The 26,218-nt window shown below is 65.8% G+C and carries 25 protein-coding genes and 1 tRNA gene; 12 read left to right on the plus strand and 14 right to left on the minus strand.

The genetic code is table 11. From position 1 onward, the window contains the following. The first annotated feature begins 200 nt into the window (after positions 1-200). Entirely contained in the window at positions 201-1,379 is a 1,179-nt protein-coding gene (locus ACR652_RS01610; RefSeq protein WP_434504769.1) for a hypothetical protein, read from the plus strand. A gap of 7 nt (positions 1,380-1,386) precedes the next feature. Here ACR652_RS01610 and ACR652_RS01615 read toward each other — a convergent pair whose 3' ends face one another. Then, positions 1,387-2,169 carry an SDR family oxidoreductase gene (locus ACR652_RS01615; protein WP_434504770.1) on the minus strand — a complete coding sequence of 261 codons (783 nt, stop codon included), beginning with the start codon at positions 2,167-2,169 and terminating at the stop codon, positions 1,387-1,389. A gap of 283 nt (positions 2,170-2,452) precedes the next feature. Here ACR652_RS01615 and ACR652_RS01620 point away from each other — a divergent pair, with 283 nt between their 5' ends. Together ACR652_RS01620 and lysM are read left to right on the plus strand one after the other, a co-directional pair. Continuing rightward, a complete protein-coding gene (locus ACR652_RS01620) occupies positions 2,453-3,139 on the plus strand; it encodes an outer membrane protein (RefSeq protein WP_434504771.1) in 687 nt (228 codons plus the stop codon). A gap of 116 nt (positions 3,140-3,255) precedes the next feature. Beyond that, positions 3,256-3,771, plus strand: a complete 516-nt coding sequence (gene lysM, locus ACR652_RS01625; protein WP_434504772.1) for a peptidoglycan-binding protein LysM — start codon at positions 3,256-3,258, stop codon at positions 3,769-3,771. A gap of 41 nt (positions 3,772-3,812) precedes the next feature. Here lysM and ACR652_RS01630 read toward each other — a convergent pair whose 3' ends face one another. After that, positions 3,813-4,406 carry a glutathione S-transferase N-terminal domain-containing protein gene (locus ACR652_RS01630; RefSeq protein ID WP_434504773.1) on the minus strand — a complete coding sequence of 198 codons (594 nt, stop codon included), beginning with the start codon at positions 4,404-4,406 and terminating at the stop codon, positions 3,813-3,815. 176 nt (positions 4,407-4,582) lie between these two features. Here ACR652_RS01630 and ACR652_RS01635 point away from each other — a divergent pair, with 176 nt between their 5' ends. Further along, positions 4,583-5,656: an alkene reductase gene (locus tag ACR652_RS01635; RefSeq protein ID WP_434504774.1), complete on the plus strand. Its 1,074-nt coding sequence runs from the start codon at positions 4,583-4,585 to the stop codon at positions 5,654-5,656. Positions 5,657-5,994: 338 nt separating this feature from the next. On the opposite strand, the gene ACR652_RS01640 is transcribed toward ACR652_RS01635, so the two are convergent. From ACR652_RS01640 to ACR652_RS01650, 3 genes are read right to left on the minus strand one after another with little or no spacing between them, the layout of a single operon-like run. Further along, positions 5,995-6,840, minus strand: coding sequence for a 23S rRNA (adenine(2030)-N(6))-methyltransferase RlmJ (locus ACR652_RS01640; RefSeq protein WP_434504775.1), 846 nt, complete (start codon positions 6,838-6,840; stop codon positions 5,995-5,997). Between the two features lie 3 nt (positions 6,841-6,843). Next, entirely contained in the window at positions 6,844-7,629 is a 786-nt protein-coding gene (locus ACR652_RS01645) for a ribonuclease T2 family protein (RefSeq protein ID WP_434504776.1), read from the minus strand. 31 nt (positions 7,630-7,660) lie between these two features. Then, complete coding sequence (locus tag ACR652_RS01650) at positions 7,661-8,113, minus strand: hypothetical protein (RefSeq protein ID WP_434504777.1); 453 nt, start codon at positions 8,111-8,113, stop codon at positions 7,661-7,663. Between the two features lie 133 nt (positions 8,114-8,246). On the opposite strand from ACR652_RS01650, the gene ACR652_RS01655 reads away from it, so the two are divergent. After that, positions 8,247-9,524, plus strand: a complete 1,278-nt coding sequence (locus ACR652_RS01655) for an SGNH/GDSL hydrolase family protein (RefSeq protein WP_434504778.1) — start codon at positions 8,247-8,249, stop codon at positions 9,522-9,524. A gap of 109 nt (positions 9,525-9,633) precedes the next feature. Then, on the plus strand, positions 9,634-10,305 hold the full coding sequence (locus ACR652_RS01660; protein ID WP_434504779.1) for a L,D-transpeptidase: 672 nt from the start codon (positions 9,634-9,636) through the stop codon (positions 10,303-10,305). Between the two features lie 142 nt (positions 10,306-10,447). On the opposite strand, the gene ACR652_RS01665 is transcribed toward ACR652_RS01660, so the two are convergent. The 3 genes from ACR652_RS01665 to gltB form a co-directional block, all read right to left on the minus strand. Then, a complete protein-coding gene (locus tag ACR652_RS01665; protein WP_434504780.1) occupies positions 10,448-10,657 on the minus strand; it encodes a hypothetical protein in 210 nt (69 codons plus the stop codon). Between the two features lie 6 nt (positions 10,658-10,663). Then, entirely contained in the window at positions 10,664-12,082 is a 1,419-nt protein-coding gene (locus ACR652_RS01670; protein WP_434504781.1) for a glutamate synthase subunit beta, read from the minus strand. 232 nt (positions 12,083-12,314) lie between these two features. Continuing rightward, complete coding sequence (gltB, locus tag ACR652_RS01675) at positions 12,315-17,006, minus strand: glutamate synthase large subunit (RefSeq protein WP_434504782.1); 4,692 nt, start codon at positions 17,004-17,006, stop codon at positions 12,315-12,317. Positions 17,007-17,487: 481 nt separating this feature from the next. Here gltB and ACR652_RS01680 point away from each other — a divergent pair, with 481 nt between their 5' ends. Beyond that, positions 17,488-18,462, plus strand: a complete 975-nt coding sequence (locus tag ACR652_RS01680) for a hypothetical protein (RefSeq protein ID WP_434504783.1) — start codon at positions 17,488-17,490, stop codon at positions 18,460-18,462. 54 nt (positions 18,463-18,516) lie between these two features. Here the strand turns inward: ACR652_RS01680 and ACR652_RS01685 are convergent, their stop codons facing one another. The 5 genes from ACR652_RS01685 to ACR652_RS01705 all read right to left on the minus strand — a co-directional run bounded on the left by ACR652_RS01685 (position 18,517) and on the right by ACR652_RS01705 (position 21,678). Beyond that, on the minus strand, positions 18,517-18,981 hold the full coding sequence (locus ACR652_RS01685; RefSeq protein WP_434504784.1) for an Hsp20 family protein: 465 nt from the start codon (positions 18,979-18,981) through the stop codon (positions 18,517-18,519). A gap of 212 nt (positions 18,982-19,193) precedes the next feature. After that, the gene (locus tag ACR652_RS01690; protein WP_434504785.1) at positions 19,194-19,712 is read right to left on the minus strand and encodes a PRC-barrel domain-containing protein; all 519 of its coding nucleotides are present in this window, start codon (positions 19,710-19,712) and stop codon (positions 19,194-19,196) included. A 282-nt stretch (positions 19,713-19,994) separates the two neighbouring features. Continuing rightward, positions 19,995-21,053, minus strand: a complete 1,059-nt coding sequence (locus tag ACR652_RS01695) for a MaoC family dehydratase (protein WP_434504786.1) — start codon at positions 21,051-21,053, stop codon at positions 19,995-19,997. 12 nt (positions 21,054-21,065) lie between these two features. Next, entirely contained in the window at positions 21,066-21,395 is a 330-nt protein-coding gene (locus ACR652_RS01700) for a DUF167 family protein (protein WP_434504787.1), read from the minus strand. A gap of 1 nt (position 21,396) precedes the next feature. Continuing rightward, positions 21,397-21,678 carry a YggT family protein gene (locus tag ACR652_RS01705; protein WP_434504788.1) on the minus strand — a complete coding sequence of 94 codons (282 nt, stop codon included), beginning with the start codon at positions 21,676-21,678 and terminating at the stop codon, positions 21,397-21,399. 157 nt (positions 21,679-21,835) lie between these two features. Between ACR652_RS01705 and ACR652_RS01710 the strand changes: the two genes are divergently transcribed. The 4 genes from ACR652_RS01710 (at position 21,836) to ACR652_RS01725 (ending at position 25,256) form a co-directional block, all read left to right on the plus strand. Continuing rightward, positions 21,836-21,911 (plus strand) — tRNA-Ala (locus ACR652_RS01710). 380 nt (positions 21,912-22,291) lie between these two features. After that, a complete protein-coding gene (locus ACR652_RS01715) occupies positions 22,292-22,849 on the plus strand; it encodes a heme NO-binding domain-containing protein (RefSeq protein WP_434504789.1) in 558 nt (185 codons plus the stop codon). After that, complete coding sequence (locus tag ACR652_RS01720) at positions 22,846-24,888, plus strand: PAS domain-containing protein (protein WP_434504790.1); 2,043 nt, start codon at positions 22,846-22,848, stop codon at positions 24,886-24,888. Before ACR652_RS01715 ends, ACR652_RS01720 begins: the two co-directional genes overlap by 4 nt. Further along, positions 24,885-25,256 carry a response regulator gene (locus tag ACR652_RS01725; RefSeq protein WP_434504791.1) on the plus strand — a complete coding sequence of 124 codons (372 nt, stop codon included), beginning with the start codon at positions 24,885-24,887 and terminating at the stop codon, positions 25,254-25,256. Before ACR652_RS01720 ends, ACR652_RS01725 begins: the two co-directional genes overlap by 4 nt. Before the next feature lie 107 nt (positions 25,257-25,363). Here the strand turns inward: ACR652_RS01725 and ACR652_RS01730 are convergent, their stop codons facing one another. Continuing rightward, entirely contained in the window at positions 25,364-25,624 is a 261-nt protein-coding gene (locus ACR652_RS01730) for a hypothetical protein (RefSeq protein ID WP_434504792.1), read from the minus strand. A gap of 115 nt (positions 25,625-25,739) precedes the next feature. Between ACR652_RS01730 and ACR652_RS01735 the strand changes: the two genes are divergently transcribed. After that, a complete protein-coding gene (locus ACR652_RS01735) occupies positions 25,740-26,135 on the plus strand; it encodes a DUF1622 domain-containing protein (RefSeq protein WP_434504793.1) in 396 nt (131 codons plus the stop codon). Positions 26,136-26,218: the final 83 nt, after the last annotated feature.

The following is a 26,218-nucleotide window of genomic DNA, read 5'->3' on the forward strand; positions in this document are numbered from 1 at the left end:
TCGTTGACCGCCCGCAGGCTGTAGCCCCATGGAGAACAAACCGCAACCGCGCGCGACTTTAGGGACGCATGGTTTGCGAAGGGTTGACGGGCCGGCCCCCGTGCGCTGGCCGGCCGCCGGCGCGGCTGGTCCGTCGGCTTGCCCGCTCCTGCATTTTGTATCAGAAAGTCCCCCCGGGAAGCGTTGGGACAAAGTCCGTCATGGTTTCAAAGAAAGATATTGCGGCAGTTGTGGTTACGACCATCGTCGCCTTGGCCGGCTTCGAACTGTTCCTGGAGCATGTCGCCAGAATCAAGCCCGTTCCCTCGGGCTGGGGATGGGCGGCTTCGCCCAGGCGCCTGCTGAGCAAATCGACCGGCGACGCGGAAGCCAATCAGTTGGGCTATCGCGGCCAGCCGATCCAATATGGGAAGGACGATTATGTTGTCGTCCTCGTCGGCGACAGCCAGGTGGAGGCGGCCTCCGAACCGCTCGACAAGATGCCCGAGCGTCTGCTCGAAGCCGAACTTGCCAGCCGGATGGGGCGCCCCGTCAAGGTTTTCTCCCTCGCCGCGAGCGGCTGGGGGCAGGATCAGCAGCTTCAGGCGCTGGACCGCTATCTGAAAGACTGGCGGGCGGACATGGTGCTCGCCTGGGCGACGCCCGGCAACGACTTCTGGGAAAACACCTTCGCGGACCGCAGCGCGACCGTCGTCGCCGGTCCGATCAAGCCGACCTTTCTCGTCAAGGACGACAGGCTGGACGGGCCGTATTATGCGGCCTCCTTCTATTACGGCGGTTATGCGATCACGCAATTGATGGCGGAGGTCTACGGGAAGGCGAAGAACAAACCGGTCGCCCAGATGATCAGCGACGCCTGGAAGACGCGTTTGCCGATCCGTCCGCGCAGCACTTCGCCCTCCTGCGCGCAATATCCGAAAGCTGATCAGCAGGCGCTTCTGACGTCGGGCGACCGCTACAGTCTCTCCGACAAATACAGGATGGAGTCGCTTGAGGATCTCGCCGCCTCCAAGACGCATTACGCACCCTACATGCTGCCCCAGACCGAGATGGACGACTATCAAAGGCGCCTGACGGGGCTTCTGCTCGCGCAGATCAAGGACGTTTCCGGGCAGCACGGCGCGAAGATGAAGGTCTTCTACATCACGAAGAAACTTCCCTCCCACACGATCGTCTGCGTCGGCACGGATCAGGGCGGCTGGTTCACGGTCGACCGGAATTTCGACGCGGTCATGTCGAAGATCGTCCCGAAGGAGGACCTGATCAATATTCCGGTCGAAGGCGGAAAAGAGGTCAATGTCAGCGACGCCGACCGCCATTTGAGCACGATCGGCAATCAGCGCGCCATGACGGGACTCGCCGCCGAACTGACCCGCTGACGCGCCGCTACTCCGGCGCGACGTCCGGCGTGCGCCAGGCGAGGTGCTGACCGCTGTCGACCGCGATCATCTGGCCGGTGACGCTCTTTGCGCGGCTCAGAAACAGCACCGCGTCAACGACGCCCGACACATCCGCCGCATGACCGAGCGGCACGCCATGGGCCTCGATCTCGAAGTCACGATCACCCAGCGCCTCATTGGGAAAGACCGGCCCCGGCCCGACGCCATTGACGCGAATGCGCGGCGCATAGGCCTGCGCCATGGTGCGCGTCGCCGTCCACAGCGCGGACTTCGACAAAGTGTAGCTGAAATAGCGCGGCGTCAGCCGCCACACGCGCTGGTCGATCATATTGACGATGGCGCCGTCCGCGCCCGCCGGGAGCTGAGCCGCGAAATCGCGGGCGAGCAGCAGCGGCGCGCGCAGATTGACGGCCATCAGCCGTTCGTATTGATCGGCCGAAAAATCCCCGGCGTCATCCACCTCGAACATCGAGGCGTTGTTGACGAGCAGGGTCAACGGCCCGAAGGCGCGCGCAGCCTGTGGGACGAGCCGCTCGGTTTCCTCAGTCCTGGCCAGATCGGCGACGGCGACGAGCGCCTCGCCGCCCTTCCGGCGGATGGCTTCGGCGGCAAGCTCCGCCTCCTCGGCCGAGCGGCGGGAGGCGTGCAGCACCACCGGCCGCCCCTCTCGCGCCAGGCGCGCGGCGATGGCGAGGCCGATCCGCCGCGCCGCTCCCGTCACCAGCGCGGGGCCTGAATGGGTGTCGCCAGGGTCGCCCCTCTCGTTCATCGCCGCTCTCCCTATGGGGCGCCGCTTCCCACGAACGGGGCTGCCGGTCAATCATTTAGACAACATTAGCCATATTCGAAGCGCGGCGGTCGCGACGCGTTAACCCCTGTGACCGGCCCAAACCGAATTCCAAAGGACCGAGCCGGCGTTGCGGCGTCACGCTCCCTTACCGCCATCTTTCGGCCACGCTGACGGCGCCGCTCGGCAACCACTCATTAAGCTGAATGATTTCAGTCTCTTTTGCGTCGCCGCGCGAGTTCCTTGCGGCGTTGGGAGTTGAGTGATGACCGCAAAACGCGCCGCTTCTCTTGCGTCTGTTCTTGTCGCGCTGTTCGGAGTCGCATCAGCCTCCGCCGCCGATCTGCCCCGGCGCCGGGCCGCGCCGGCCCCCGCCTACGAGCCCCCGCCCCCGGCCTTCCTCTGGAACGGCTTCTACGCCGGCGTGCAGGGCGGCTGGGGCTTCGCCGATTTCCAGGGCTCGGGCGGCCGCGCCCTCGTCAGCGGCGCCAATGGCGGGCTGATCGGCCTGACGGGGGGCTACAACTATCAGCTCTCGCCAAACTTCCTGATCGGCGCCGAAGCGGATTTCTCCTTCGCCTGGATCGGCACCGACGTCGCGCCGCTCTGGGGCGTCGCGGCGCGCGGCAATACGGACGACATACTGACCATTCGCGGCCGCGCGGGCTATGTGATGGACCGCGCGCTGATCTTCGCGACCGCGGGTTTTGCGGGGAGCCGCAATTCCATCAGCGTCGCGGGCCTGGGCTTCGCCGGCTATCAGTCGAGCTTTCAGCCCGGCTGGGCGCTCGGCGCCGGCGTCGAATATCTGGTCACGCCCAATGTCTCGGCCAAGGGCGAATATCTCTACACCTCAACGGGGTCCGACACCTATTTCGCCTCCTCGCCGTTCCAGACCTATTCGGGCGTCGATCAATCGACGGTCCGGGGCGGCGTGAATTACCATTTCTAGCGAGGAACGATCGTCCCCACGAGACGTTGCCTCAACGGTCATCGCGAGGAGCGGCTGCGCCCTCGCGACGACTTGGGCAGACCGCGTTGACGCGCGGGTGTTGGGGAGAACGTCGCATGGGCATTTTTGATTTTTTCACCGGCAAGAGCAAAGCCGCGCCGGCTGTCGCGGGCGCGACCGACTCCTCCGCCGCCCCGGCGGACGCGCTGATGAAGGAACTGGAAAGCCATGGGTTCGACGTCTCGGGCGTCGACATCGAGGTCCATGGAGACCGCGTGACCCTGAACGGCGCCGTGAACTCACGCGCGGAACTGGAGAAGATCGTCCTGGCCGTCGGCAACAGCAAGGGCGTCGCGCAGGTCGAGAACAATCTCATCGCCCCTGATCATGATCCGACGCAGCCCTCCGGCGTTCACGTCGTCGTGGCGGGAGACACGCTGTGGAAGATCGCCGAGACCTATTACGGCAATGGCGCCCGCTACGAGGAGATCTTTGAGGCCAACAAGCCGATGCTGAAGCATCCGGACAAGATCTACCCCGGCCAGCGTCTGCGCCTTCCGGGCGTCGGCGGCGCCGCTTTGGCCAAGGCCGGCGGCTGGGCGCCGCCGGCGGAGATCGCCGGAAAGGGTTGATCCGTCTTTCCCGACCTCTCCCCGCATGAGTGGGGAGAGCGTCAGGCCTTTGTCGCGGCGAAGGCCGGAACCATTTTTTCAAACGTGTCCAGCCAGCCGACGAGCTTCGGATAACGCGCCCGCCAGGCGCCCTCGAAGCGCAAGTCGAGATAGCCGAGCGCGCAGGCCACGGCGATCTGCCCGAGATCGACCGGACCGGACGGCGGCGCCGCCTCCAGCGTCGCGAGCGCGCGGTCAATCTTGCCCTGCTGAAGATCAATGGCGTCCTGATCGCGCAGCTCGGGGCGGCGCGTGGCGGTCTCGTAGCGGATCAGCAGCGCCGCATCATTGACGCCGTCGCCGAGCGCCTGAAGGCGCAGAACTTCGAAACGGCGCGACGGATCGGCCGGAATCAGCCGGCCGCCGCCAAGATGATCCAGATATTCGGCGATCACCCGGCTGTCGTAGAGCGCGGAGCCGTCTTCGAGAACGAGCGTTGGAATCTTGCCGAGCGGATTTTGCCGGCGCAGCGAATCGTTCGGATCAGCCGTGCTCGCCGCGACGATTTCGATGCGCTGGGCGAGCCCGAGAAGCTCGGCGGCCACGCGAATCTTGCGGGCGTAGGGCGAGGCGGCTGAGTAGCGAAGGATCATCATTTGCGCGGGCTTCTTTCTGTTGCGCGATCCCTACATCAGCGCGGCGGCGGCGCCAATCTGGCGCGCGTCCCAGATTGAGCGGGAGAACCGCGCGGCGCGCTTGCATCGGCAGGAAGATTGCCCCACCTCAGCCTGAGCCGCCCGCGGGACCGGGCGACCCCACAGAAGGAATGCTCATGGCCCACGAAGCCCTGTTCTCGCCGCTGAAGCTCGGCGCGCTGACCCTGCCCAACCGCGTCCTGATGGCACCGCTGACGCGCTGCCGCGCGGAAGACGGCCATGTACCCGGCCCTCTGATGGCGGACTATTACGCGCAGCGCGCTTCGGCGGGGCTGATCATCGCCGAAGCGACCATGGCGATCGAAGGCAATTCCGCCTTCTGGCGCGAGCCGGGGATTTATTCGCAGGCGCAGGTCGAGGGCTGGAAGCGCGTCACCGACGCCGTGCACGCCAAAGGCGGGCGCATCGCACTGCAAATCTGGCATGGCGGGCGCGCCTGCCATCCGCTTCTGAACGATGGCGCCACGCCGGTCGCCCCCTCGCCCATCGCCATCACCAATGGTCAGGTCATGACGCCGCAGGGCATGCAGCCCTATGTGACGCCGCGCGAATTGCGTGACGACGAACTGCCGGGAATCGTCGCTGGCTTCGCGGCCGCCGCACGCAATGCGAAAGCCGCCGGCTTCGACATGATCGAGCTGCATGGCGCCAATGGCTATCTGATCGACGAATTCCTGCGCGACGGCTCAAACCGGCGCAGCGGTCCCTATGGCGGGCCGATCGAACATCGCGCGCGTCTTCTGTTCGAAATCCTGCGGGCGTCGGTCGATGTCTGGGGCGCCGACCGCGTGGGCCTGCGCATCTCGCCGCTCAACAGCTACAACAGCATGAGGGACAGCGATCCCGTCGGGCTGACGGCGTGGCTCGCGGCGGCGCTCAATGATCTGGGCCTCGCCTATCTGCATGTCATGCGCGCGGATTTCTTCCAGGAGCAGAAGGCGGACGTCATGACGCCGGCGCGCGCGCAGTTTAGCAACGGGCTCATCGGCAACATGGGCTATGGCACCGCCGAGGCCGACGCCGCTATTCGGGATGGCAAGCTCGACGCCGTCGCCTTCGGCGCCAGTTTTCTGGCCAACCCGGACCTGCCCGCGCGCATCGCCGCAAACGCGCCGCTCAACGCGCCAAAGCCCGAGACGTTTTATACGCAGGGGCCGGAGGGATATACGGATTATCCAGCGATGCCGTGAGGCTCCCGGGGATGAGCTGATCCCTCCCCCTCGCGGGGAGCGCAGCCCCGCAAAGCTGGGTCGGGTGGGGTCAGGCCCCATCACGGCTGAGCGGCCTGAACCCCACCCGGCGGTCTTCGACCGCCGACCTCCCCGTGAAGGGGAGGTATGGGGCTCATGCCGCAAGATTGACGGTGAAATCAGCGCAAACGCTGCTCGCGAGCTTATCCCTCCCCCTTGCGGGGAGGGTGGTCCCGAAGGGACCGGGTGGGGGCCTGCCCGATCCACAGTCGTAGCGGCTTGAACCCCACCCGGCGGTCTTCGACCGCCGAAGGTATGGGACCATCTTGAAAGGCTTCTCACTCCCCCGTCAGCGGCTCGATCTCGAACCCCGCGCCGGGCCCCTGCGCCAGCCGTGGCGCGAGAAACGCCAATATCCTGCGCGCCTCTTCCTGAAACACGAACGGCGGATTCACCACGACGAGCCCGGTGCGGCGCAGGCCCTTGCCGCCGCTCGCCACCGCGAAGGACAGACGCAAGGCGCGTTTGACGCCCGCCCGCGCGAAGGCCGCGAGAAACCGCTTCTCCGCCTGTGCGTCCTTGGACGGATGCCACAGCGCGTAGACGCCGGTCGGCCATTTCGCATGGGCGGCGAGAAACGCCTCGAACATCACCTCGAACTCGTCCGTCCGCTCGAACGGCGGATCGATCAGCGCCAGTCCCCGCCGCTCTTTCGGCGGCACATAGGCGCCAAGCCCCGTATAGCCGTCGATGTGGATGGTCTTCACGCGCGCGTCGCGGCCGAAGCGATACCGCAGCGTCTCGAAGGCGTCTGGGCGCAGTTCGCAGAACAGTGCGCGATCCTGCGGGCGCATCAGCCGCGCGGCGATCATCGGCGAGCCGGGATAGAGCGCCGGGCGCCCGTCGGCGCCGAAGGCGCCGACGCAATCGAGATAGGGCGCCAGCAGCGCCAGCGTCTCGCTGTCGGCGCCGCTCAGATCCGCGAGGCGACCGATCCCGCCCCGCCATTCGAGCGTGCGCTCCGCCTCCTCGGCCGCAAGGTCATAGGCCCCTTCCCCGGCATGGGTGTCGATGACGCGGAAGGGCGTCTCCTTCCGCGTCAGATACACGATCAGCCGCGCCAGCAATGCGTGTTTGAAGACATCCGCGAAATTGCCGGCGTGGAAGCCGTGTCGATAATTCATGCGTCACAAGGGCGCCGGCGCGACGATCTCGCGCTGGCGGCAGCCATGCTGGACGACATCCGGACAGGCCCGAAACTCCCGCAGGTCCTTCGACAGGCAGATGCGCACCCCGTCGAAGACGTTGCGCCGGCAGGACACGGCCATCATGCCCGCCCGCAGGCGCGGATTGGCGTCGTAGAAGGCGCGCTCGACGTCGATGGGCGTGAATGTCTGCTCCCGCGCGGGCCGCACGAACAGCGCCGGGATCGTCACCGCCTCGCGGGCGCGGGCGACGTCCGAGAAATAGTCGCTCGGGCTCCTGCCCGAGCAGGTCCCATGCTTGCGCCATTCGTAGCGCGCCAGACGCTCGTCCGGGAACAGACCGGCGGCGCGCTCCAGCGCGATGCGCGAGGGCGACCGCGGCCCGGCGCAATCGCTCGGGAAGCCACGCTCATATTGCGGCCACAGCCCATGCACGACGAAGCCGAGCCCCTTCCCCGGCTCGCATTGATCATGCGACCCCTCGACGCTGTCGCAGAAACCCGGCGACCAGCTCAGCGCCAGCACGTAAAAATCGAAATCCTTCGACGGCGCGCCGCTGCGGAAATTTCCCTCTGATTTCGCCTCGTCGGGCGACGTCTCCGGAACCGGCGGCGTCATTTCGGGCTGCGCTTTGGGCGGCAGCCGATCGGCGCAATGGTCAAGAATGCAATCGTCGTCCTTGGCGGGCGCGGGCGACGCGAAGGCCAGAACAGCAAAAACAACGGCAAGCGCCGCCGCGCCGGCGGCGGTCAGATGAGAACGCGACATGTGAAACCCCTGGTCCGAAACGCGGCCGCGCTCAAGGTCCGGCCGCGCGGCAATTCGGACTGAAGGCATGGTTACGGTCAAGCCCCTCGACGCACCAGGTGACGCCCGAGTCGACGCCGATGAACCCGAGCGCCTCGCCGACATTGTAGACCACCTTGCGAACCACCCCGTCGTTGAACAGCGCCAGCGTGCGGCAGTAGCGGCGCGGGAGGTAGCTCAGGCCGTTGGTGCGATAGCCGAATTCCTCCGGCGGGTAGAAACTCTCGATCGTGAGCCCCGAGTTCCAGTAATCCGCCTCGCGATCGGCGAAGCTGAAGGAAATCTCGTTCAGCACGGTCGGGTCGGAGCAGAGCCGCATGGCTCCCGTGTAGGGCGGATAGCGGTATTCGGCCGGCGGATCGTGCTCGCGCATCTGCGCGAGAGCGCCGGAGGCGCCTCCACCGACAAACGCCACAAGGGCGACTCCCAAGGCGAATTTCCGCATTCCCGTTTCCCTGTGGTCCGACTCGGCGCTCGATTGGGACCCGAACGGGCTTCCCGCGTCAAGACGCGATTTGCGAAGCGGCGGCCATCGCCCTTATAGTGCGCAGATGGCGACGAAGCGTAGAGTTATGGCCATGTTTTCCCGGCTTTTGGCGATAGCGGCGCTGGCGTTCGCGATCCTCGTCACGGGCGCGCCGCAGGCGAGCGCCCAGGACCCCTTTTCGGAATTCTTCGGCAGCATCTTCGGCAGTCCGGGCGGTCGATCGCCGCAAAGCCACAGCCCCGCGCAACCGCGCGTGCGCCGCATCATGCCGCATCAGGAGAACCGCCCGCCCACCTATTGGCGCAGCGGCGACGCCAGCCGCGCCGCGAAACGCGCGAAGCGTCAGGAGGCGACGCCCGCGGAGAGCGAGAAGCCCGACGCCGCCGCCAATTATTTCGTCGCCGTGATGGGCGACGCCTTCGGCGAACAGCTCGGAAACGGCCTGGAAGAAACCTTCGCCGACAAACCCGAAATCGGCATCTTGAAGAAAGCCAGGGAAAGCTCGGGGCTGGTGCGCGACGATTACTACGACTGGCCCAAGACCGCGCGGGACCTCGCCAACGGCCCCCAGAAGATCGACGTCGCGGTGATCATGATCGGCTCCAACGATCGCCAGTCGCTGCGGGACGGCGCCAAAAGCGAAGAGCCGCTCTCCCCGCGCTGGCGGGAAATTTACAAGGCCCGCATCGACGCCATGCTCGCCGCCTTCCGGGAGAAAAAGATCCCGGTGATCTGGGTCGGCCTGCCGGTCATGAAGAATGAGAGCTTCTCGGCGGACATGGCCAAACTCAACGACTTGTTCCGCGAAGAGGTTTCGAAGGACGGCGGCGTCTATGTCGATCTGTGGGAGGCGCTGGCGGACGAGAAAGGCCAGTTCAGCGCCTTCGGGCCTGACATCAACGGCCAGATCGTGAAATTGCGCACCGCCGACGGCGTGCATCTGACGGAAGCGGGCGGGCTCAGCGTCGCGCATTTCGTCGCCAATGAAATCAAGAAGCTCTACGAGGGCGCGAGACCCGCGCCGGACCAGCAACCCACCGCGACGGCGCCCGCGACAGGCGCGCCATCCGAGGCCGCCGCGCCCGCGCCGAACAATGGCGCGCCGGTGGTCTTCCGTTCCCCGGTGAATCCGCTCAGCTCCAATGCGCCCGCCCTGCCGGACCGTCCGGCCATCGGCCCTGTCCAGACGCTCAGCGGCGCCGGATCGGCCGGCGGCGAACTGGCGCGCCCGGCGCCGAAATCGGCGTCCTCCGGCGCCGATGCGCAGGCGCTCGCGCGGCATGTGTTCGTCGAGGGCGGAGATCAGCCGGCGCGCGCCAATCGCGCGGATGATTACTCCTGGAAGTCTCCCGCCCCGCAGACGCACTGACGTCCAGCCGATCCCGATCACGGCAAAAATTCAGGTTTACGTTCGTTCGAGCGGAACCAAAGGACAGGCTTAGGCATTTTCTCGCCAGAGATTTTGCGGAGCCACAAAAATGCCTCATTTAAAATTGGGTTCGGGTCGCTTTCTGGCGGTTGCGGCCTTTTCGCTGATGACGGGAGTCAGCGCCGGCGCGATGGCGGACGAGCGCGGTTTCATGGCCCTCTTCGAGGACCAGCCTGCAACCGACATGACCGCTTCTTACAGCGGCGACGCGCAGCAGGCGTCCGCGCCGGCCACGCAGCCGGATGACATGCGACTGGGTCGCGAATACCCGACCGCCACGCGCGAAATCGTGGCGGACCCCACCGGGGAACGCGCCGGCGCCATCACCGTCGACACCGCGAGCCGCGCGCTTTATCTGTCGCTCGGCAATGGTCAGGCGATGCGGTACGGCATCGGCGTCGGACGCGAGGGATTTACCTGGAAGGGCCGCGTCCGCATCGGCCGCAAGGAGAGCTGGCCGGACTGGACGCCTCCGAAGGATATGCTGAAGCGCCGTCCCGATCTGCCGCGTCACATGGTGGGCGGCGAGGAAAACCCGCTCGGCGCCCGCGCCATGTATCTCTATTCCGGCGACCACGACACAATGTTTCGCATCCACGGGTCCAACGAGCCCTGGACGATCGGTCAGGCTGTGTCCTCCGGCTGCATCCGCATGACCAATGATGACGTGATCGATCTGTTCCGGCGCGTGAAGGTCGGAGCCACGGTGGTCGTTCTCTGAGGCAGGACACCCCCACAATGAAAAGCCCCGGTGATGAGCCGGGGCTTTTTCATTGCGGATGGGACCTTGCCCCTCACCCGGCCGCTTCTCCTTCGCGAGGAGAAGGTTGGGGTGAGGGGCGCAAGCCCCTCAAAATCCGGCGCTACTCCAGATTACAGGTAAAAACGAAATTGGTCAGCGCGGAGAATGTGATCGTCACCACCACCCAGATCCCGATCAGAATCCAGCCGAGCTTATGCTGGCCGCGACCGTAGAAGAACGCCCCCGCCAGCGCCATCAGCAGAAAGAAGAACTGCCACGGCTGGGCGACGAAAATGTCGCAATACCAGAGATTAAGCTTCTCGCTGACCATGTTTCCTCACCTTGGCAAATTTGTTTCGCCCATCAGGTGCAGGTCTACCGCATGGGCGCATTGGCGCCCCTCGCGAATGGCCCACACCACGAGCGATTGTCCGCGCCGCATGTCGCCGCACGCGAAAACCTTTTCGCGCGTCGATTTGTAACTCTTCGTGTCGGCCGCGACATTGCCGCGGTTGTCGAGATCGACCCCGGCCTGCTCCAGCAGCCCTTCCCGCACCGGCGAGACGAAGCCCATCGCCAGCAGCACGAGATCGGCCCGGATCACGAAGGAGCTGTCGGGAACCTCCTGCATCTTGCCGTCGACGCGCACGCAGCGCAGCCCCTTCACCGCCCCGCCCTCGCCGACGAACTCCTTCGTCAGCACGGAGAATTCGCGGGCCGAGCCCTCCTCGTGAGAGGAGGACGTGCGCAGTTTCAGCGGCCAGTCGGGCCAGGTCAGCAGCTTGTTTTCCTTCTCGGGCGGGCGCGGCATGATTTCGAGCTGGGTCACGGACAGCGCGCCATGACGCACCGACGTGCCGATACAGTCGGAGCCCGTGTCGCCGCCGCCGATGACCACGACATGCTTGCCGGTCGCGAAAATCGGCTCATTGGTGGTGAGCGGCTCGCCGGAGACGCGGCGGTTCTGCTGCCCCAGGAAATCCATCGCGAAATGCACGCCGCGCAGCTCGCGGCCGGGGATCGGCAGATCACGCGGATTCTCCGCGCCGCCGGAAAGAACCACGGCGTCATGGCTCGCGATCAGGTCGCGGATGTTCACGTCGACGCCGACATTGACGTTGCAATGGAAGGTCACGCCCTCCGCCTGCATCTGCTCGACGCGGCGGTCGATGAGATGCTTTTCCATCTTGAAGTCCGGAATGCCGTAGCGCAGCAGGCCGCCGGCCTTGGCCGCCTTCTCATACAGATTGACGTCATGGCCTGCGCGCGCGAGCTGTTGCGCGGCCGCGAGACCCGCCGGGCCGGAACCGATGACGGCCACGCGCCGGCCCGTCTTGCGCTTCGGCGGCTCGGGAACGACCCAGCCCTCCGCGAAGCCGCGATCGACGATCGAGCACTCGATGGTCTTGATGGTGACCGGCTGGTCTTGCAGATTGAGCGTGCAGGACGCCTCGCAGGGCGCCGGGCAGACGCGGCCGGTGAATTCGGGGAAGTTGTTCGTCGAATGGAGATTGGCGAGCGCGCGCTTCCATCCCCCGTGATAGACGAGGTCGTTCCAGTCCGGGATCTGGTTATTGACCGGGCAGCCGTTGTGGCAGAACGGGATGCCGCAATCCATGCAGCGCGAGGCCTGGCTGCGGGTCGCCTCCTCCGTCAGCGGAATGACGAATTCGTCGTAATGACGAATGCGATCGGCCGCCGGCTTGTATTTGCGGTCCTGACGGTCGATTTCCAGAAAGCCCGTGACCTTGCCCATCGTGCATCCAACCTTTCGCATCGGGCTCCAGCCGCGACCGGGGCAAAAGCGCCCCAATCATCTGGCAGGAAACAAAGGCGTCTTCCGCCAACCTGCCGACAGCCGCCGCCACAGCGGGATTTGCGTCGCGTTGTAAACGCTTTCATGATTGGCCCGTCAAGCTGATCGCCCGACGCGCGCACGGCGCGAAGCCTTCAAAGCCCCGCGCCGCGTCCCTGGATCGACGGCCGGCCTATTCGCCCGCCGCCGCCAGTCGTTTCGGCTGCGCCTTCTTCGCCGCCATTTCGGTCAGCGCGCGGCGATATTCGATCGGCATGACCTTGCGGAATTTCGGCCGATAGTCCTCCCAATTGTCCAGAATCTCGCGCGCGCGGGTCGAGCCCGTGTGGCGCAGATGGTTCTGGATCAACTGGCGCAGACGCTCGGCGTCGAAGCGGGTCATGTCGGCGAGAATATCGACCTTGCCATGCGTTTCGAGGTCGCCGGACTGGTGATAGGCCTCGGTCATCACGGTCTCTTCCGCGCCGACGGGTTCGAGATCGACCATGGCGAGGTTGCAGCGCGTCGAGAACGTCTCGTCCTCGTCGAGCACATAGGCGATGCCGCCCGACATGCCGGCCGCGAAGTTGCGGCCCGTCTGACCCAGCACGACCACGACGCCGCCGGTCATGTATTCGCAGCCGTGGTCGCCGACGCCCTCGACCACCGCGACCGCGCCGGAGTTGCGCACGGCGAAGCGCTCGCCCGCGACGCCGCGGAAATAGCACTCGCCCGCGATGGCGCCGTAGAGCACCGTATTGCCAACGATGATCGAGTTCGACGGATCGATCTTGCCGGCGTCGCGCGACGGATAGACGACAAGCTTGCCGCCCGACAGGCCCTTGCCGACATAGTCGTTGGCCTCGCCCTCGAGCTGCAGCGTGACGCCGCGCGCCAGAAACGCGCCGAAGCTCTGCCCCGCCGTGCCGGTCGCGCGAATGCCGATCGTGTCCTCGGGCAGGCCGGCGTGGCCATAGATGCGCGCCACTTCGCCGGAGAGCATGGCGCCCGTGGTGCGGTCGACGTTCTTGATCGGCGTCTCGATCGAGACCTTCGCGCCGCGATCCAGCGCTGGACGCGCCTGTTCGATGAGCTTGTTGTCGAGAACCTTCTCCAGACCGTGATCCTGGAAGGCGCTGTGGCGGATCTGGGCGCCCTCGCCCGCCGGCTTGTGGAAGAGCTTCGAGAAGTCGAGCCCCTGCGCCTTCCAGTGCGCGACGGCCTTCGTCTTGTCGAGCATCTGCATCTGGCCGACGAGTTCGTCGAAGCTGCGGTAGCCCATCTGCGCCATCAGCTCGCGCACTTCCTCCGCGACGAAGAAGAAGAAGTTGATGACATGCTCGGGCTGGCCGGCGAAGCGCTTGCGCAGCACCGGGTCCTGCGTCGCGACGCCGACCGGGCAGGTATTGAGATGGCACTTGCGCATCATGATGCAGCCGGCGGCGATCAGCGGCGCCGTCGAGAAGCCGAACTCGTCCGCGCCGAGCAGCGCGCCGACGACCACGTCCCGGCCCGTGCGCAGGCCGCCGTCGACCTGAACCGCAATGCGCGACCGCAGGCCGTTGAGCACGAGAGTCTGGTGGGTCTCGGCGAGGCCGATTTCCCACGGGCTGCCGGCGTGCTTGATCGAGGTGAGCGGCGACGCGCCCGTGCCGCCGTCATAGCCGGAGATCGTCACATGATCCGCGCGGCCCTTGGAGACGCCCGCCGCCACCGTGCCGACGCCGACCTCGGAAACCAGCTTCACCGAGACGCCGGCTTTCGGATTGACGTTCTTCAGATCGAAGATGAGCTGCGCGAGATCCTCGATCGAATAGATGTCGTGATGCGGCGGCGGCGAGATGAGGCCGACGCCCGGCGTCGAGTGACGCACCTTGGCGATGACCGCGTCCACCTTGTCGCCCGGCAACTGGCCGCCCTCGCCGGGCTTCGCGCCCTGCGCCATCTTGATCTGGATCATGTCGGCGTTGACGAGATATTCGGTCGTCACGCCGAAGCGTCCCGAAGCGACCTGCTTGATCGCCGAGCGCATGGTGTCGCCGTTCGGCAGCGGCTTGAAGCGATCCGGCTCCTCGCCGCCCTCGCCCGTGTTCGACTTGCCGCCGATGCGGTTCATGGCGATGGCGAGCGTGGTGTGCGCCTCGCGCGAGATGGAGCCGAACGACATGGCGCCGGTCGAGAAGCGCTTGACGATCGCGCTCGCCGGCTCGACCTCTTCGAGCGGAACCGGCTTGCGGCCGTCTTCCTCGGCGCCCTTGATGCGGAACAGGCCGCGCAGATTGAGCAGGCGCTCGTCCTGCTCGTTCAGCGCCCTGGCAAAAGCGCGATACTGCTCCTGCGCATTGCCGCGCACCGCGTGCTGAAGCAGCGAAACGGTCTGCGGCGTCCAGCTATGCGCCTCGCCGCGCATGCGGAACGCGTAGTCGCCGCCGACGTCCAGCGCGTCGCGATAGACCGGCGCGTCCCCGAAGGCGAGGCGATGGCGGCGCACCGACTCGCGCGCGATCTCGTCGAGGCTGACGCCTTCGACGCGGGTCGTCGTGCCGGTGAAGAATTCATCGACAAAGCTCTGGGCGAGTCCCACGGCGTCGAAAATCTGTGCGCCGCAGTAGGACTGATAGGTCGAAATGCCCATCTTGGACATGACCTTCAGCAGGCCCTTGCCGATCGCCTTGATGTAGCGCTTCACCGCCGTCTCGGCGTCGACGTCGCTGGGGAATTCGGAGACCGAGGCTTCCAGCGTGTCGAAGGCGAGATAGGGGTTGATCGCCTCGGCGCCAAAGCCCGCGAGACAGGCGAAGTGATGCACCTCGCGCGCCTCAGCCGTCTCGACGACGAGGCCGACCGAGGTGCGCAGGCCCTTGCGGATCAAATGGTGATGCACCGCCGCCGTCGCGAGCAGCGCGGGGATCGGAATGCGGTCCGGCCCCACCATGCGGTCCGACAGGATGATGATGTTGTAATGGCCCTTGACCGCCTCCTCGGCGCGCTGGCACAGGCGCTCGATGGCGCCGCGCATCCCCGCCGCGCCCCTGCTGGAGTCGTAGGAGATTTCCAGCGTCTTGGTGTCGAAGCTGTCCTCGACCATGCCGATCCAGCGGATCTTTTCGAGATCCTCATTGGTGAGGATCGGCTGGCGCACCTCGAGCCGCTTGTTGTTCGCCGAACCCTCGTGATCGAGGATGTTCGGGCGCGGGCCGATGAAGGACACGAGGCTCATGACCAGCTCCTCGCGGATCGGATCGATCGGCGGATTGGTCACCTGCGCGAAGTTCTGCTTGAAATAGGTGTAGAGCAGCTTCTCCTTGTCGGAGAGCGGCGAGACGGGCGTGTCCGTGCCCATGGAGCCGACGGCCTCCTGGCCGGTGACGGCCATGGGATACATCAGCAGATAGAGGTCTTCCTCGGTGTAGCCGAAGGCCTGCTGGCGATCGAGCAGCGACACGTCGGCGCGCGCCGGGCGCGCCTCGACGGGCTTGAGGTCCTCGAGCTTGATCTGCGTGCGCGCCAGCCACTCCCTGTAGGGGTGCGAGAGCGACAGCTCCTTCTTGATCTCGTCGTCGGAGACGATGCGGCCCTGCTCCAGATCGACGAGCAGCATCTTGCCCGGCTGGAGGCGCCACTTGGTGACGATCTTCTCTTCCGGGATCGGCAGCACGCCCATTTCGGACGCCATCACCACGAGGCCGTCGTCGGTGACGAGATAGCGCGCCGGACGCAGGCCGTTGCGGTCCAGCGTCGCACCGATCTGGCGGCCGTCGGTGAAGGCCATCGCGGCGGGGCCGTCCCACGGCTCCATGAGCGCGGCGTGGTGCTCGTAGAAGGCGCGGCGATCCTCGTCCATGAGCGGATTGCCCGCCCAGGCCTCGGGGATCAGCATCATCACCGCATGGGCCATCGAATAGCCGCCGCGCACGAGGAATTCGAGCGCATTGTCGAAACAGGCGGTGTCGGACTGGCCCTCATAGGAGATCGGCCAGAGCTTGCTGATATTGTCGCCGAAGAGCGGCGAGGTCACCGACGCCTGGCGCGCCGCCATCCAGTTCAGATTGCCGCGCAGCGTGTTGATCTCGCCGTTGTGGGCGACGAAACGATACGGATGCGCCAGACGCCAGGACGGGAAGGTGTTGGTCGCGAAGCGCTGATGCACCAGCGCGATGGCCGAGACGAAGCGCTCGTCCCTGAGGTCGAGGAAATAGCTGCCGAGCTGCGACACCAGCACCATGCCCTTGTAGACGATGGTGCGGGTCGAGACGGAGACGGAGTAGAACTCGCGACCGCCTTCGAGCTTGTAAATCTCGTTGGAGGACGACTTGCGCGCGAGATAGATGCGGCGCTCGAAATCGTCCGCGTCCTTCACATCCGGGCCGCGGCCGATGAAGAGCTGGATGTGGTGCGGCTCCACGGCGCGCACGGCGTCGCCGAGGTCGCTCGAATCCACCGGCAGGTCGCGCCAGCCGAGCGCGACCACGCCCTCGTCGCGCATCTGCTCTTCGAGAATGGCCTTGGCGCGCGCGCGGACTTCGGGATCGCGCGGCATGAAGAACTGGCCGATGGCGTACTCGCCCGCCGCCGGAAGCTGGAAGCCGAGCTTCGCGCATTCCGCCTTGAAGAAGTCGTGCGGGATCTGGACGAGAATGCCGCAGCCGTCGCCGAGCTTGGGGTCCGCGCCCACCGCGCCGCGATGGTCGAGATTGAGGAGAATCCGGAGCCCCATCTCCACAATGGCGTGGGACTTCTGATTGTGCATGTTGGCGACGAAGCCGACGCCGCAGGAATCATGCTCCTGCGCGGGATCGTAAAGGCCCTGGGCGACAGGAAGGGCGGGATCGCGGCCGAGCGCGACCTTTTCCTGCATGGCCTTCATCTCAACGACCTTCGTCATGGCGGCGTCTCCCCGACGTGGCGCGGCGCTTCAAGCGCCTTCGTCCCGTCCCATCCTCGATTCAAAAATACTGCATAGAGCAAGAACTGGACGGATAGAAGCGGCCTTGCGCTTCGTCCAGACCCCGCTCGCATCCGGCCAAACGCGGCCGCTCGTTTCAAGCGCCTGCCCCGGCCCGGCCGCCGCGCCTTCAGCAAAAGGCGCGCCAGAACGGACCCATCGCGCCTCCCCGCCCCAAGCCCGCCATCTTTATGCAACAGGGCTCGGGCCATGGGCGGCCTGCGATCGGTCGGCGACGTCGAAAGGTCAGCAGCACTGACATATCGACGCCCACGATTGTTGCCAGATTTATGCCCCGGTGACAAGCAACCGCCCAGGATTCGGGCGAAGCATTTGGGGGCAGCCGCTGCGCGGTCCAATGCTCGCCGCAATCCGGGAGAAGATGAGCCCGGCGTGGGGCACGCTTCAGGGATAGCAACTCATGTCTTCCGACTGCTGGAAATGGCGCAAGCCGCTCGCGCTCGGCCTGGCCCTCGCCTGCTGCGCGGCCGGCCCTGCCTCGGCGCAGTTCTTTTTCCGGCCGTTCGTTCACACGTGGCGCTACAATCTGCGGCCGGACGACGACGAACTTCCGCGCTACGGCTCACGCCGGGCGATCGCGCGCATTCTTGCCGGCGCGGGCTATGGCTTGGTCGGCCCGCTCGGTCGGCGCGGCGACGAGATCGTCGCGACGGGAGTGGGCGCGGGCGGCGATCAGGCGCGCTTTTATATAGATCCCTACGAGGGCGAGGTGCTCCACGTGACCCGGCTCGGACCGGCCCCCGATGACGCGCGCAGACGTGCGGATGATCGAGGCGCGCAAGGCTCGGCGGCGAGGGAGCCTCGCCGTGAGCGGGGCGCGCGGGCCGAACCGCGCCCTGCCCGCGTCGCGCCGCAGACGCCAACCGCCGAGAACGCGGCGCGCGCTCCGGCTGCACGGGCGAAGATCGCGCCGCCGCCAGACGCGCCCGCCCCCGCTCCGATGGACGCGGCGAAGCCGGCCGAGCCCCCGAGACCCCCGGACGCCGTCAAAGCGTCGGAATGGGCCAAACCGGTCGAACCCTCCAAGCCCGCCGAAACGCCCGCCGAGTCGCCGAAATCGGACGCGGCCAAGCCGCCGGCGCCCGCCGCCGCCAACGCAGAGACGAAATCGGGCGAGGCCAAGACCGACTCCGGCGCCACGGCGGAGAACAGGCGGGCGCCCATGTCCGCCGCGCCCTCCGAGAGCAGGAAGGCCCTCCCCGGCCGGCCGGTGGCGGCGCGCTCCACCGGCGGGTCTCATCGGGCGATCGTGCCGCCCCGGTCGGCGGACGGAGCGGCGGTCGTCACCCCCTCCGCGCCGGCCGCCGGAATGGCTCCGTCCACCGCGAGCGCGAAGACGCCCTCGGGCGTCGCCTCGCCGAAAGCCGCGCAATGACAAAAAAAGAGGCGCCCGCCGGGGCGCCTCTTCTCATCAGGCTTCGCCTGCCGCTCAGGCGGCCTTGGATTCCACGACCGTGGCGGTCGGCGCAGAGGCGCCGATCTCGATGCGGCGCGGCTTCTGCGTTTCAGGAATTTCGCGCACGAGGTCGACATGCAGCAAGCCGTTGACGAGGCTGGCGCCTGTGACAACGACATGGTCCGCGAGCTGGAAGCGACGCTCGAAGGCGCGGGCGGCAATGCCCTGATGCAGCATTTCACGACCCTCGCCGGGGCCGGTCTGTTCCTTGGAGCCCTTGATGGACAAGGCGTTCTCGCGGGTCTCAATGGACAACTCCTCGCGCGAGAAGCCGGCGACCGCGAGCGTGACGCGATAGGCGTTTTCGCCCGTTCGCTCGATGTTGTAGGGCGGATAGGTCGAGGCGCCGTCGACGCCGCCGGCCTGATCCAGAAGATTGAAAAGACGATCGAAGCCCACGGTCTGACGATAGAGGGGCGAGAGATCGAAGTGACGCATGACATATCCTCCACAAGAAGCGACATGCGGCGCGCTGCGTAACGCGCCGCGCCTGTTCGCGCGTCCGGTATGGCCCGCGCAGTTCTCGATCTGGGAATGGGGGAAGCGGAGTTCAAGGGGTGACGGCGGCGGGCGACGACCGGAGGCCTTCACCCGCAAAAAGGCCCCGCCGCGGCGCTGTGGCGAGGCCCTGTCTCTATCGCGGCCTCGCGTCAGCGGGAGGCCATCGTCCACGCCTGCTTCGAGCGGTCGAAGCGGAAGCCCGGCGCCGTGCGCAACTGATCCTTGCTGGCGTTCATGGTCAGCCACCAGCGGTTCTCACGCTGCGCGGGGTTGACCGCGTCGAAGGCGACGGCGACGTCTTTCTCGCCCATGCCGAGGAACCCGCCGACCGACACGATCACGGCCTGCACCTTGCCCTCGCGGTCGAGCAGCATGTCCTTGATCTCGCCGATCTTGTTGTCCTGCGTGTCATAGACGTTCTGGTCGTACCAGTTCGACACCGCCGTCACATGCTGCGGTAGCGTCGACATGATCTGGGCGGTCGTCCCGGCCCTGCCGGCCGTTCCCATCGTGCTGGTTCCGCCCATCGTGCCGGTCGTCCCGCCGGTTCCGCGCTCCGTTCCCATCGTCGTTCCCGGCGATCCGCCGGTCGTGCCGCTCTGCTGCGCGTAAACAACGCCAGCGCCCGCCGTGGCCAGCGTGGCCGCGAACACAATCGCCTTGATCATGTCTGTCACTCCGTCTCGCAGCGCGACGTCCGGCCGCATGCCGCGCATGCGCCCGATATGAAATCGCGCACTTGTCAGATCAGGTTACGTGAAGAGACCTATTTCACGTGCGCTAACAACAGACGGACCCGGAGGTTGTTCCTAGCGTTGCGGGAGGCGACAAAACGAGCCGAGCGCGCCGCTTTAGGCAATACAAAAATGAATTTCTATCAATCCTTATGGATGCCGGCAGGCGGCGCGCCGCCCTCCCCGCAAGGGGAAGGCGCGCGCGCCCGGCGGTTCTTACCTCGGCAGCACGGCCCAGTAATCGAGATCGAGCAGCACGGCCGGGTCCGGCTTGCCGTCGGGGGCGTTGAGCGGGAACTCCGCGCAGGGCTTGTCCTTGGTCGCGACGAGACGCAGGCGGAGCGCGCCGATGTCGCTGCGACCCGGAATCTCGGCCTTGTCCAGCACCTCGCTCCACGCGAAGATGGTGCCGCCGGAGAACAGCGGATTGACATGCTTGCCGCCGTTCACCGCCGAGACGTGGAAGACGTTCTCGAGTCCGTTGAAGGACAGCGCGCGCGCCATGGAGATCACATGGCCGCCATAGATGATGCGCTTCCCGAAGCGGCCCTGCGATTCGTAATACTGGTTGAAGTGCACTTTCGAATTGTTCTGATAGAGGCGTGTGGCGAGCATGTGCTCGGCCTCCTCCACCGTCATGCCGTCGATGTGGTCGATCTTCTCGCCCACCTCGTAATCGCCCCAGAGGAAGGGAGAGCCGGCGAGCGCCTTGTCGTAAGCCACGACATTGATCGGCGGCACGGCCTTGCCGAGCTCCGACGGCGCGACCGCCTTGGGCAGATCCGGCACGACCGTCGGGCCGACCGGCGCGTCCTTGTCACGCTTCTTCACCATGACCCAGCGGGCGTAGGAGAGGACGGTCTCGCCACGCTGGTTCTTGCCGGTCGTGCGCACATAGACGACGCCGGTTTCCCGGTTGGAGTTCTCCTTCAGGCCGATGACCTCCGACACGGCGTCGAGCGTGTCGCCCGGATAGACCGGCGCGAGGAATTTGAAGTCTGCGTAGCCGAGATTGGCCAGCGCATTGAGCGAGACGTCCGGCACCGTCTTTCCGAGCACCAGGTGAAACACGAGCATGTCGTCGATCGGGGCGTCCGTGTAGCCGATCGCCTGCGCGAAGGCCTTTGAGGACTGGACGGCGAAGCGCGGCAGATAGAGCGCCGTATAGATCGCGACCTCGCCGACCGTGACGGTGCGCGGCGCCGCGTGGCGGATGATCTGGCCGATCCTGAAATCCTCGAAGAAATTGCCGACGTTGATTTTCGACTTGCTCATCTTGTCGCTCGTTTAGCCTTTGGTTGGCGCCAGCCGGGCCAGCGCGTCGATGATGGGCGCGGGATCGCCCGCGATGAAAAGCTTCTTCAGGCGGCTCGTGTCGCCGGAGCGAATCGTCACCGCCTTTTTGGGCGCGGCGAGCGCCCTGGCAATGAGCTCGATCAGCGCCGCATTGGCGCGTCCGTCTTCCGGAGCGGCCCGCACGCGCGCTTTCAGCACGGCGCGGCCGTCGGCGAGAACGTCCACGCCGTCGATTCCATCCCGCCCGCCCTTGGGGGTGAGCCTGATCCAGAGCGTGACCCCGTCAGGCTCGGCCGTCCACGGCGCGTCGGCCTCGGCCAAATCAGCCCACGCTGTGGCTGAGGAGGTTTTGCAGGAACTGGATGCCGAGCAGCAGAATCAGCGGCGACAGATCCAGCCCGCCAACCGCCGGCAGCACCGAGCGGATCGGGCGCAGCAGCGGCTCGGTCAGCGCATCCACGGCGCGCCAGATGGTCTGGGCGGCCTGGGAGCGCGTGTTGAGCACGTCGAAGGCGACGAGCCAGGAGAGGATGACGGAGATGATCACCACCCACCAGTAAAGGTCGAGGACAGTGAGCAGAAGGCTTACGACCGCATAAGACATGAGAACGTCCCGCGAATGAAGGGCAGCCGCCTGTCTAGCCTCCCTGCCCCCGCCCGGCAACCTCTCACACAGGGAGGCGGGATCGAGGAAAAATTGTCGGAAAGCAGAATGGGCGATTGACAGGAAAACCCCCGCCGAGTATCCACCGCGTCACCTTGGGGCTGTAGCTCAGATGGGAGAGCGCTGCAATCGCACTGCAGAGGTCGGGGGTTCGAATCCCCCCAGCTCCACCAGGGAAATTCCACGACATCGCAGTATCTTGCATCGCCTGGCGCCGAGGCCGGGCCTGCCCGGACATGCGCCCCTGCGCGGCCGGGAACCGCTGTCGCTGAAACGGCCAAGGCGGCGACCGTGGACGAGCGTCGCCTTGGCCTGACCGTCACATTGGCCAGAACGGGACGGCTCCTTCAAAATCTAGACGCAACCGCCCGCAGATCGAGCCGGGAGGCGCGCCCCTGTCATCCCGCCGGGCCGCGCCCGGGCGTCTTTTGGTAACATTCAAAAACGAGTGGCGCCTGACTGTTTCTGACATTTGCGCCCAAACGTGGAAAAGTATCATCTTCGCGCCAGCTTGGCCATTGACAAACTTCTGACCTGAAGACATTTTTCCACAATGTACGGCATTGTTACAAAAGCCATCGGCGATCTCATTGTTTCGCAGCACGGCGGCGCGCAATGGGAGGCCGTCCAGGAAAAGGCCGGGGTCGAGGTCGACTTTCTGGTCGGCAACGAGCCTTATCCGGATGAGCTCGCCTACCGCCTGGTGGGCGCGGCCGCCGAGACGCTTGGCTGTTCCGCCGACGAATTCCTTGTCCGTTTCGGCGAATTCTGGGTTCTCAAGACCGGCGCGGAATCCTACGGGGCGCTGCTCAAGTCCGGCGGCGCCTCGCTGAAGGATTTTCTCATCAAATTGCCGAACTTCCACACGCGCGTCGCGCTGATCTACCCGCAGCTCAGGCCGCCGGAGTTCGCCTGCACGGACATCGGAGAGACTTCGCTGCGTCTCCATTACTTCACCGAGCGCCCGGGCCTCACGAGCTTCATGGTGGGATTGCTGCAAGGCCTGAGCAAGCTCTACGAGACGCCTCTGGAGATCGCGCTTGTCGCCTCCAAGGATGCCGGCGCCAGTCATGACATCTTCGAGGTGGCCTGGGGCGCCCCCGAGGCATGATGGCCGTCATTCCGCAGCCGGAGGCGCTTGGAGGCAACCTCCCTGTCGAGGAGTTCCTGCGCGCCTTCCCCTTCTATCTGGCCTGGACCGGCGACGGCGTGCTGGCCGAAGTGGGCCCGTCCCTGCGGAAGATTTGCCCGATGGCGAGGCCGGGCGAAAGACTCGATGATGTTTTCCGGCTGGTGCGGCCGCGCGGCAGGCTGTCGCCGGCCTTCTTTGCCGAAAACGCCGATCAGTTGTTCATCGTCGAGGACAGGAGCAATCTCCGGCTGCTGCGTGGGGGCTTCCTGTCGATCGCCGAAGCTGATCTCGGCGTCCTGCTCGCGACCCCCTGGCTCACGCGGTCCGATCAGCTTCTGGAATATGGCCTCGCGCTCACCGATTTCGCGGTTCACGATCAGACGCTCGACCTCCTGCATCTGTTGCAGACGCAGGAAACGGCGGCCAATGATCTGCGGCAATTGAACGCGAAGCTCATCGAAAAGCGCGCCGCGCTGATCGAGCAGGAGGCCAGGGCCCGGAAGCTGGCGCTCGTCGCCTCCTCCACCGACAATGCGGTGATGCTGACCAACGCCGACATGCGTTTCGAATGGGCGAACGACGCCTTCACGCGCATGACGGGATGGCCGGCGGAGGACGTACATCACCGGCGGCTGTGGGATTTTCTGCTCGAATCGGCGCCGGAGCCGGTCGATTTCAGCGACGCCGACGCCTGCCTGCGCGAGGGAAAGGTGTTTCGCGCCGAACTGCCGCAAAGGCGGCGCGACGGCAGCCGCTACTGGCTGTCGATCGAGGTGCAGCGATTGCCGGAAGACGCGCAGAAAGTCGCGAACCTCATGGCCATCGGGAGAGACGTGACCGAGCGCAAGGCCGCCGAGGAGGCGCTGCGGCGCAGCGAGAAGGACGCCCGCAGCCAACGCGACGAGGCGCAGCGCCAGCGCGACGAACTCGAATGGATCTACAACACCGCGCCCATCGGCATCTGCCTCTTCGATCGCGATCTGCGCTATCGCCGCGTCAATCGCTGGCTCGCCGAGATCAATGGCGTGCCCATCGAGGATCATATCGGAAAAGGCGTGCGCGAGATCGTGCCGAATGTGGCGGCGCGCGTCGAAGAGGAAGCGCGCATCGCCATCGAGACCGGCCGCCCCTCCCGCTACGAAGACATTACCGGCGAAACCGGGGCCCAGCCGGGCGTGGTCCGCTATTTCAACGAAAGCTGGTATCCGGCCTTCGACGAGACCGGAGAGGTCGTCGGGCTCACCTTGCTCGTCGAGGAAATCACCGACCAGCGTCGTGTCCGCGTGCTGAAGGAAGCGGATCTGCGCAAGAATGAATTTCTCGCGACCCTCGCGCATGAGCTGCGCAACCCGCTCGCGCCGATCAAGAGCGCGCTGCAATTGGCCCAAATGCCGGATGGCGGAGACCCCGGCGCCCAGGCGGACAATCTGGCGGCTTTGAAAAAGGCCGAACGCCAGGTCGATCATTTGACAAGGCTCGTCGACGATCTTCTCGAGGTGGCGCGCATCACCCATGGCAAGATCGCGCTGAAGAAGGAGCCGACCGATCTGCTCACGATCCTGCCGCAGGCCATCGACCTGGTGCGGCCGCAACTGGAGAGCAAGGGTCACCGGCTCCTGTATCAGGCGTCCCCGGCCCCGCTGCCCATTTTCGGCGACAAGGTGCGGCTGGTGCAGGTGTTCGCCAATCTCCTCGACAACGCGGTCAAATACACGCCCCCGGGCGGCGTCATTCGCCTCGACGCCTCCATCGAGGGGGCCGAGGCGGCCGTGCGGCTGACCGATAACGGGCGAGGCATCCCGCCCGAAAAGCTCGCCTCGATCTGGGACCTCTTCGCGCAGGTCGAATACGGCCGGCCAGACGACAAGAGAGGGATCGGCATCGGCCTTGCTCTCGCCAGAAATCTCGTGGACCTTCACGGCGGCCGCGTCAGCGCCGTGAGCGCCGGCGTCGGAAAGGGCAGTGAATTCTTCGTCGCCATGCCGCTCGCGACGGACTCTGAAAGCAAACGAGCATGAGCATTCAGCCCGAGCGCCGGCGCGTTCTGGTTATCGACGACGATATCGACTGCGCCGACACGATCGCGATGATCCTGCGCCGTCTCGGCGCTGACGTTTGCGTCGCCTATTCGGGCGCCTCCGGACTCGACGCCTTCTCATCCTTCGCGCCGGAGCTGATCTTTCTTGATATCGGCATGCCGCACATGGACGGTTACCAGACTGTGCGGGAAATTCGCACGCGCGCGTTACGGCGCCCGCTCCGGGTCGTCGCCCTGACCGGGTGGGGACGCAACGAAGATCGGGAACGCACTCTGGCGGCCGGTTTCGACCACCATCTCGTCAAGCCTGCGGAGATGGCGGATTTGCGGGATCTCCTTCAGGGCTGACCCTCTGTCCGACACGCCGGTCGCGCCTGAAACGCGATCCGACCCCCCATGCTTCCGGCGGCGCCGAGAGGCGCTTTCGAAACACGAGGGGCGGAGGCCTGATCGGCTCACATCATCGAGGCCATGGCCGCCTTGATGTCGTCAACCGTGACATAGCCCTTGCCGTCCCGGTCGATCTTGCTGAAATTCTTCGCCACGCGCGGCATGCCGGCCTGTGCTTCCGCAAGCGTCAGCTTGCCGTCGCCATTCTTGTCCGCGGCGGCGAAGCGGCTTTCCATCTGCGCGACGGACTGCGCATGCGCGACGCCGCAGGCGGAGATGATCATGGCGCCCGCGAGCGCGGCCGCGCCGATATGTTTCCTCATCATGGACGTTCCTGTTTTGGCGCTGGCGGGAAAGAGTGCGACAAGTTCTTTTGCCAATTGCGCTTTCTGGTTCACGCACACACTCTTGCGCAATCTGGGCCATAGGTCAAAGACACGCATGGATTTCGCAGCTTTTCATCTTCCGACCCGCGCGGAGCTCAATCCGGAACTTTCGCAGGTCTCGGCTGTGATCGAGGCGGCGGGAGTGATGTCGATCGTCGTCGCCGCGGTCGTGGCGACAATCGCCTTTCTGCACGGCGGCCTGACGTCCGGCGATTGGCAATCCGCCCTGCGCCGCTATCGCGCCAATCTCGGACGCGGGATTCTGCTCGGGCTGGAGCTTCTCGTCGCGGCCGACATCATCGGCACGGTCGCCGTGACGCCCTCGCTGCACAACCTCGCGGTGCTCGGCCTGATCGTTCTGATTCGAACCTTCCTCAGTTTTTCGCTGGAGGTGGAAATCGAGGGTCGCTGGCCATGGGCGCGGGAAGACGCAAAGCGCGAGCAGCTTTGAAGATATGAAATGCGTTCACAATAGCGGCTTGCGCGCCTGTCCCGGGACAGGCTAGAAAAGGCCTCGCCTCACCACTCCCGTCT

Source organism: Methylocystis sp. (assembly GCF_051061225.1).
Lineage (GTDB): Bacteria > Pseudomonadota > Alphaproteobacteria > Rhizobiales > Beijerinckiaceae > Methylocystis.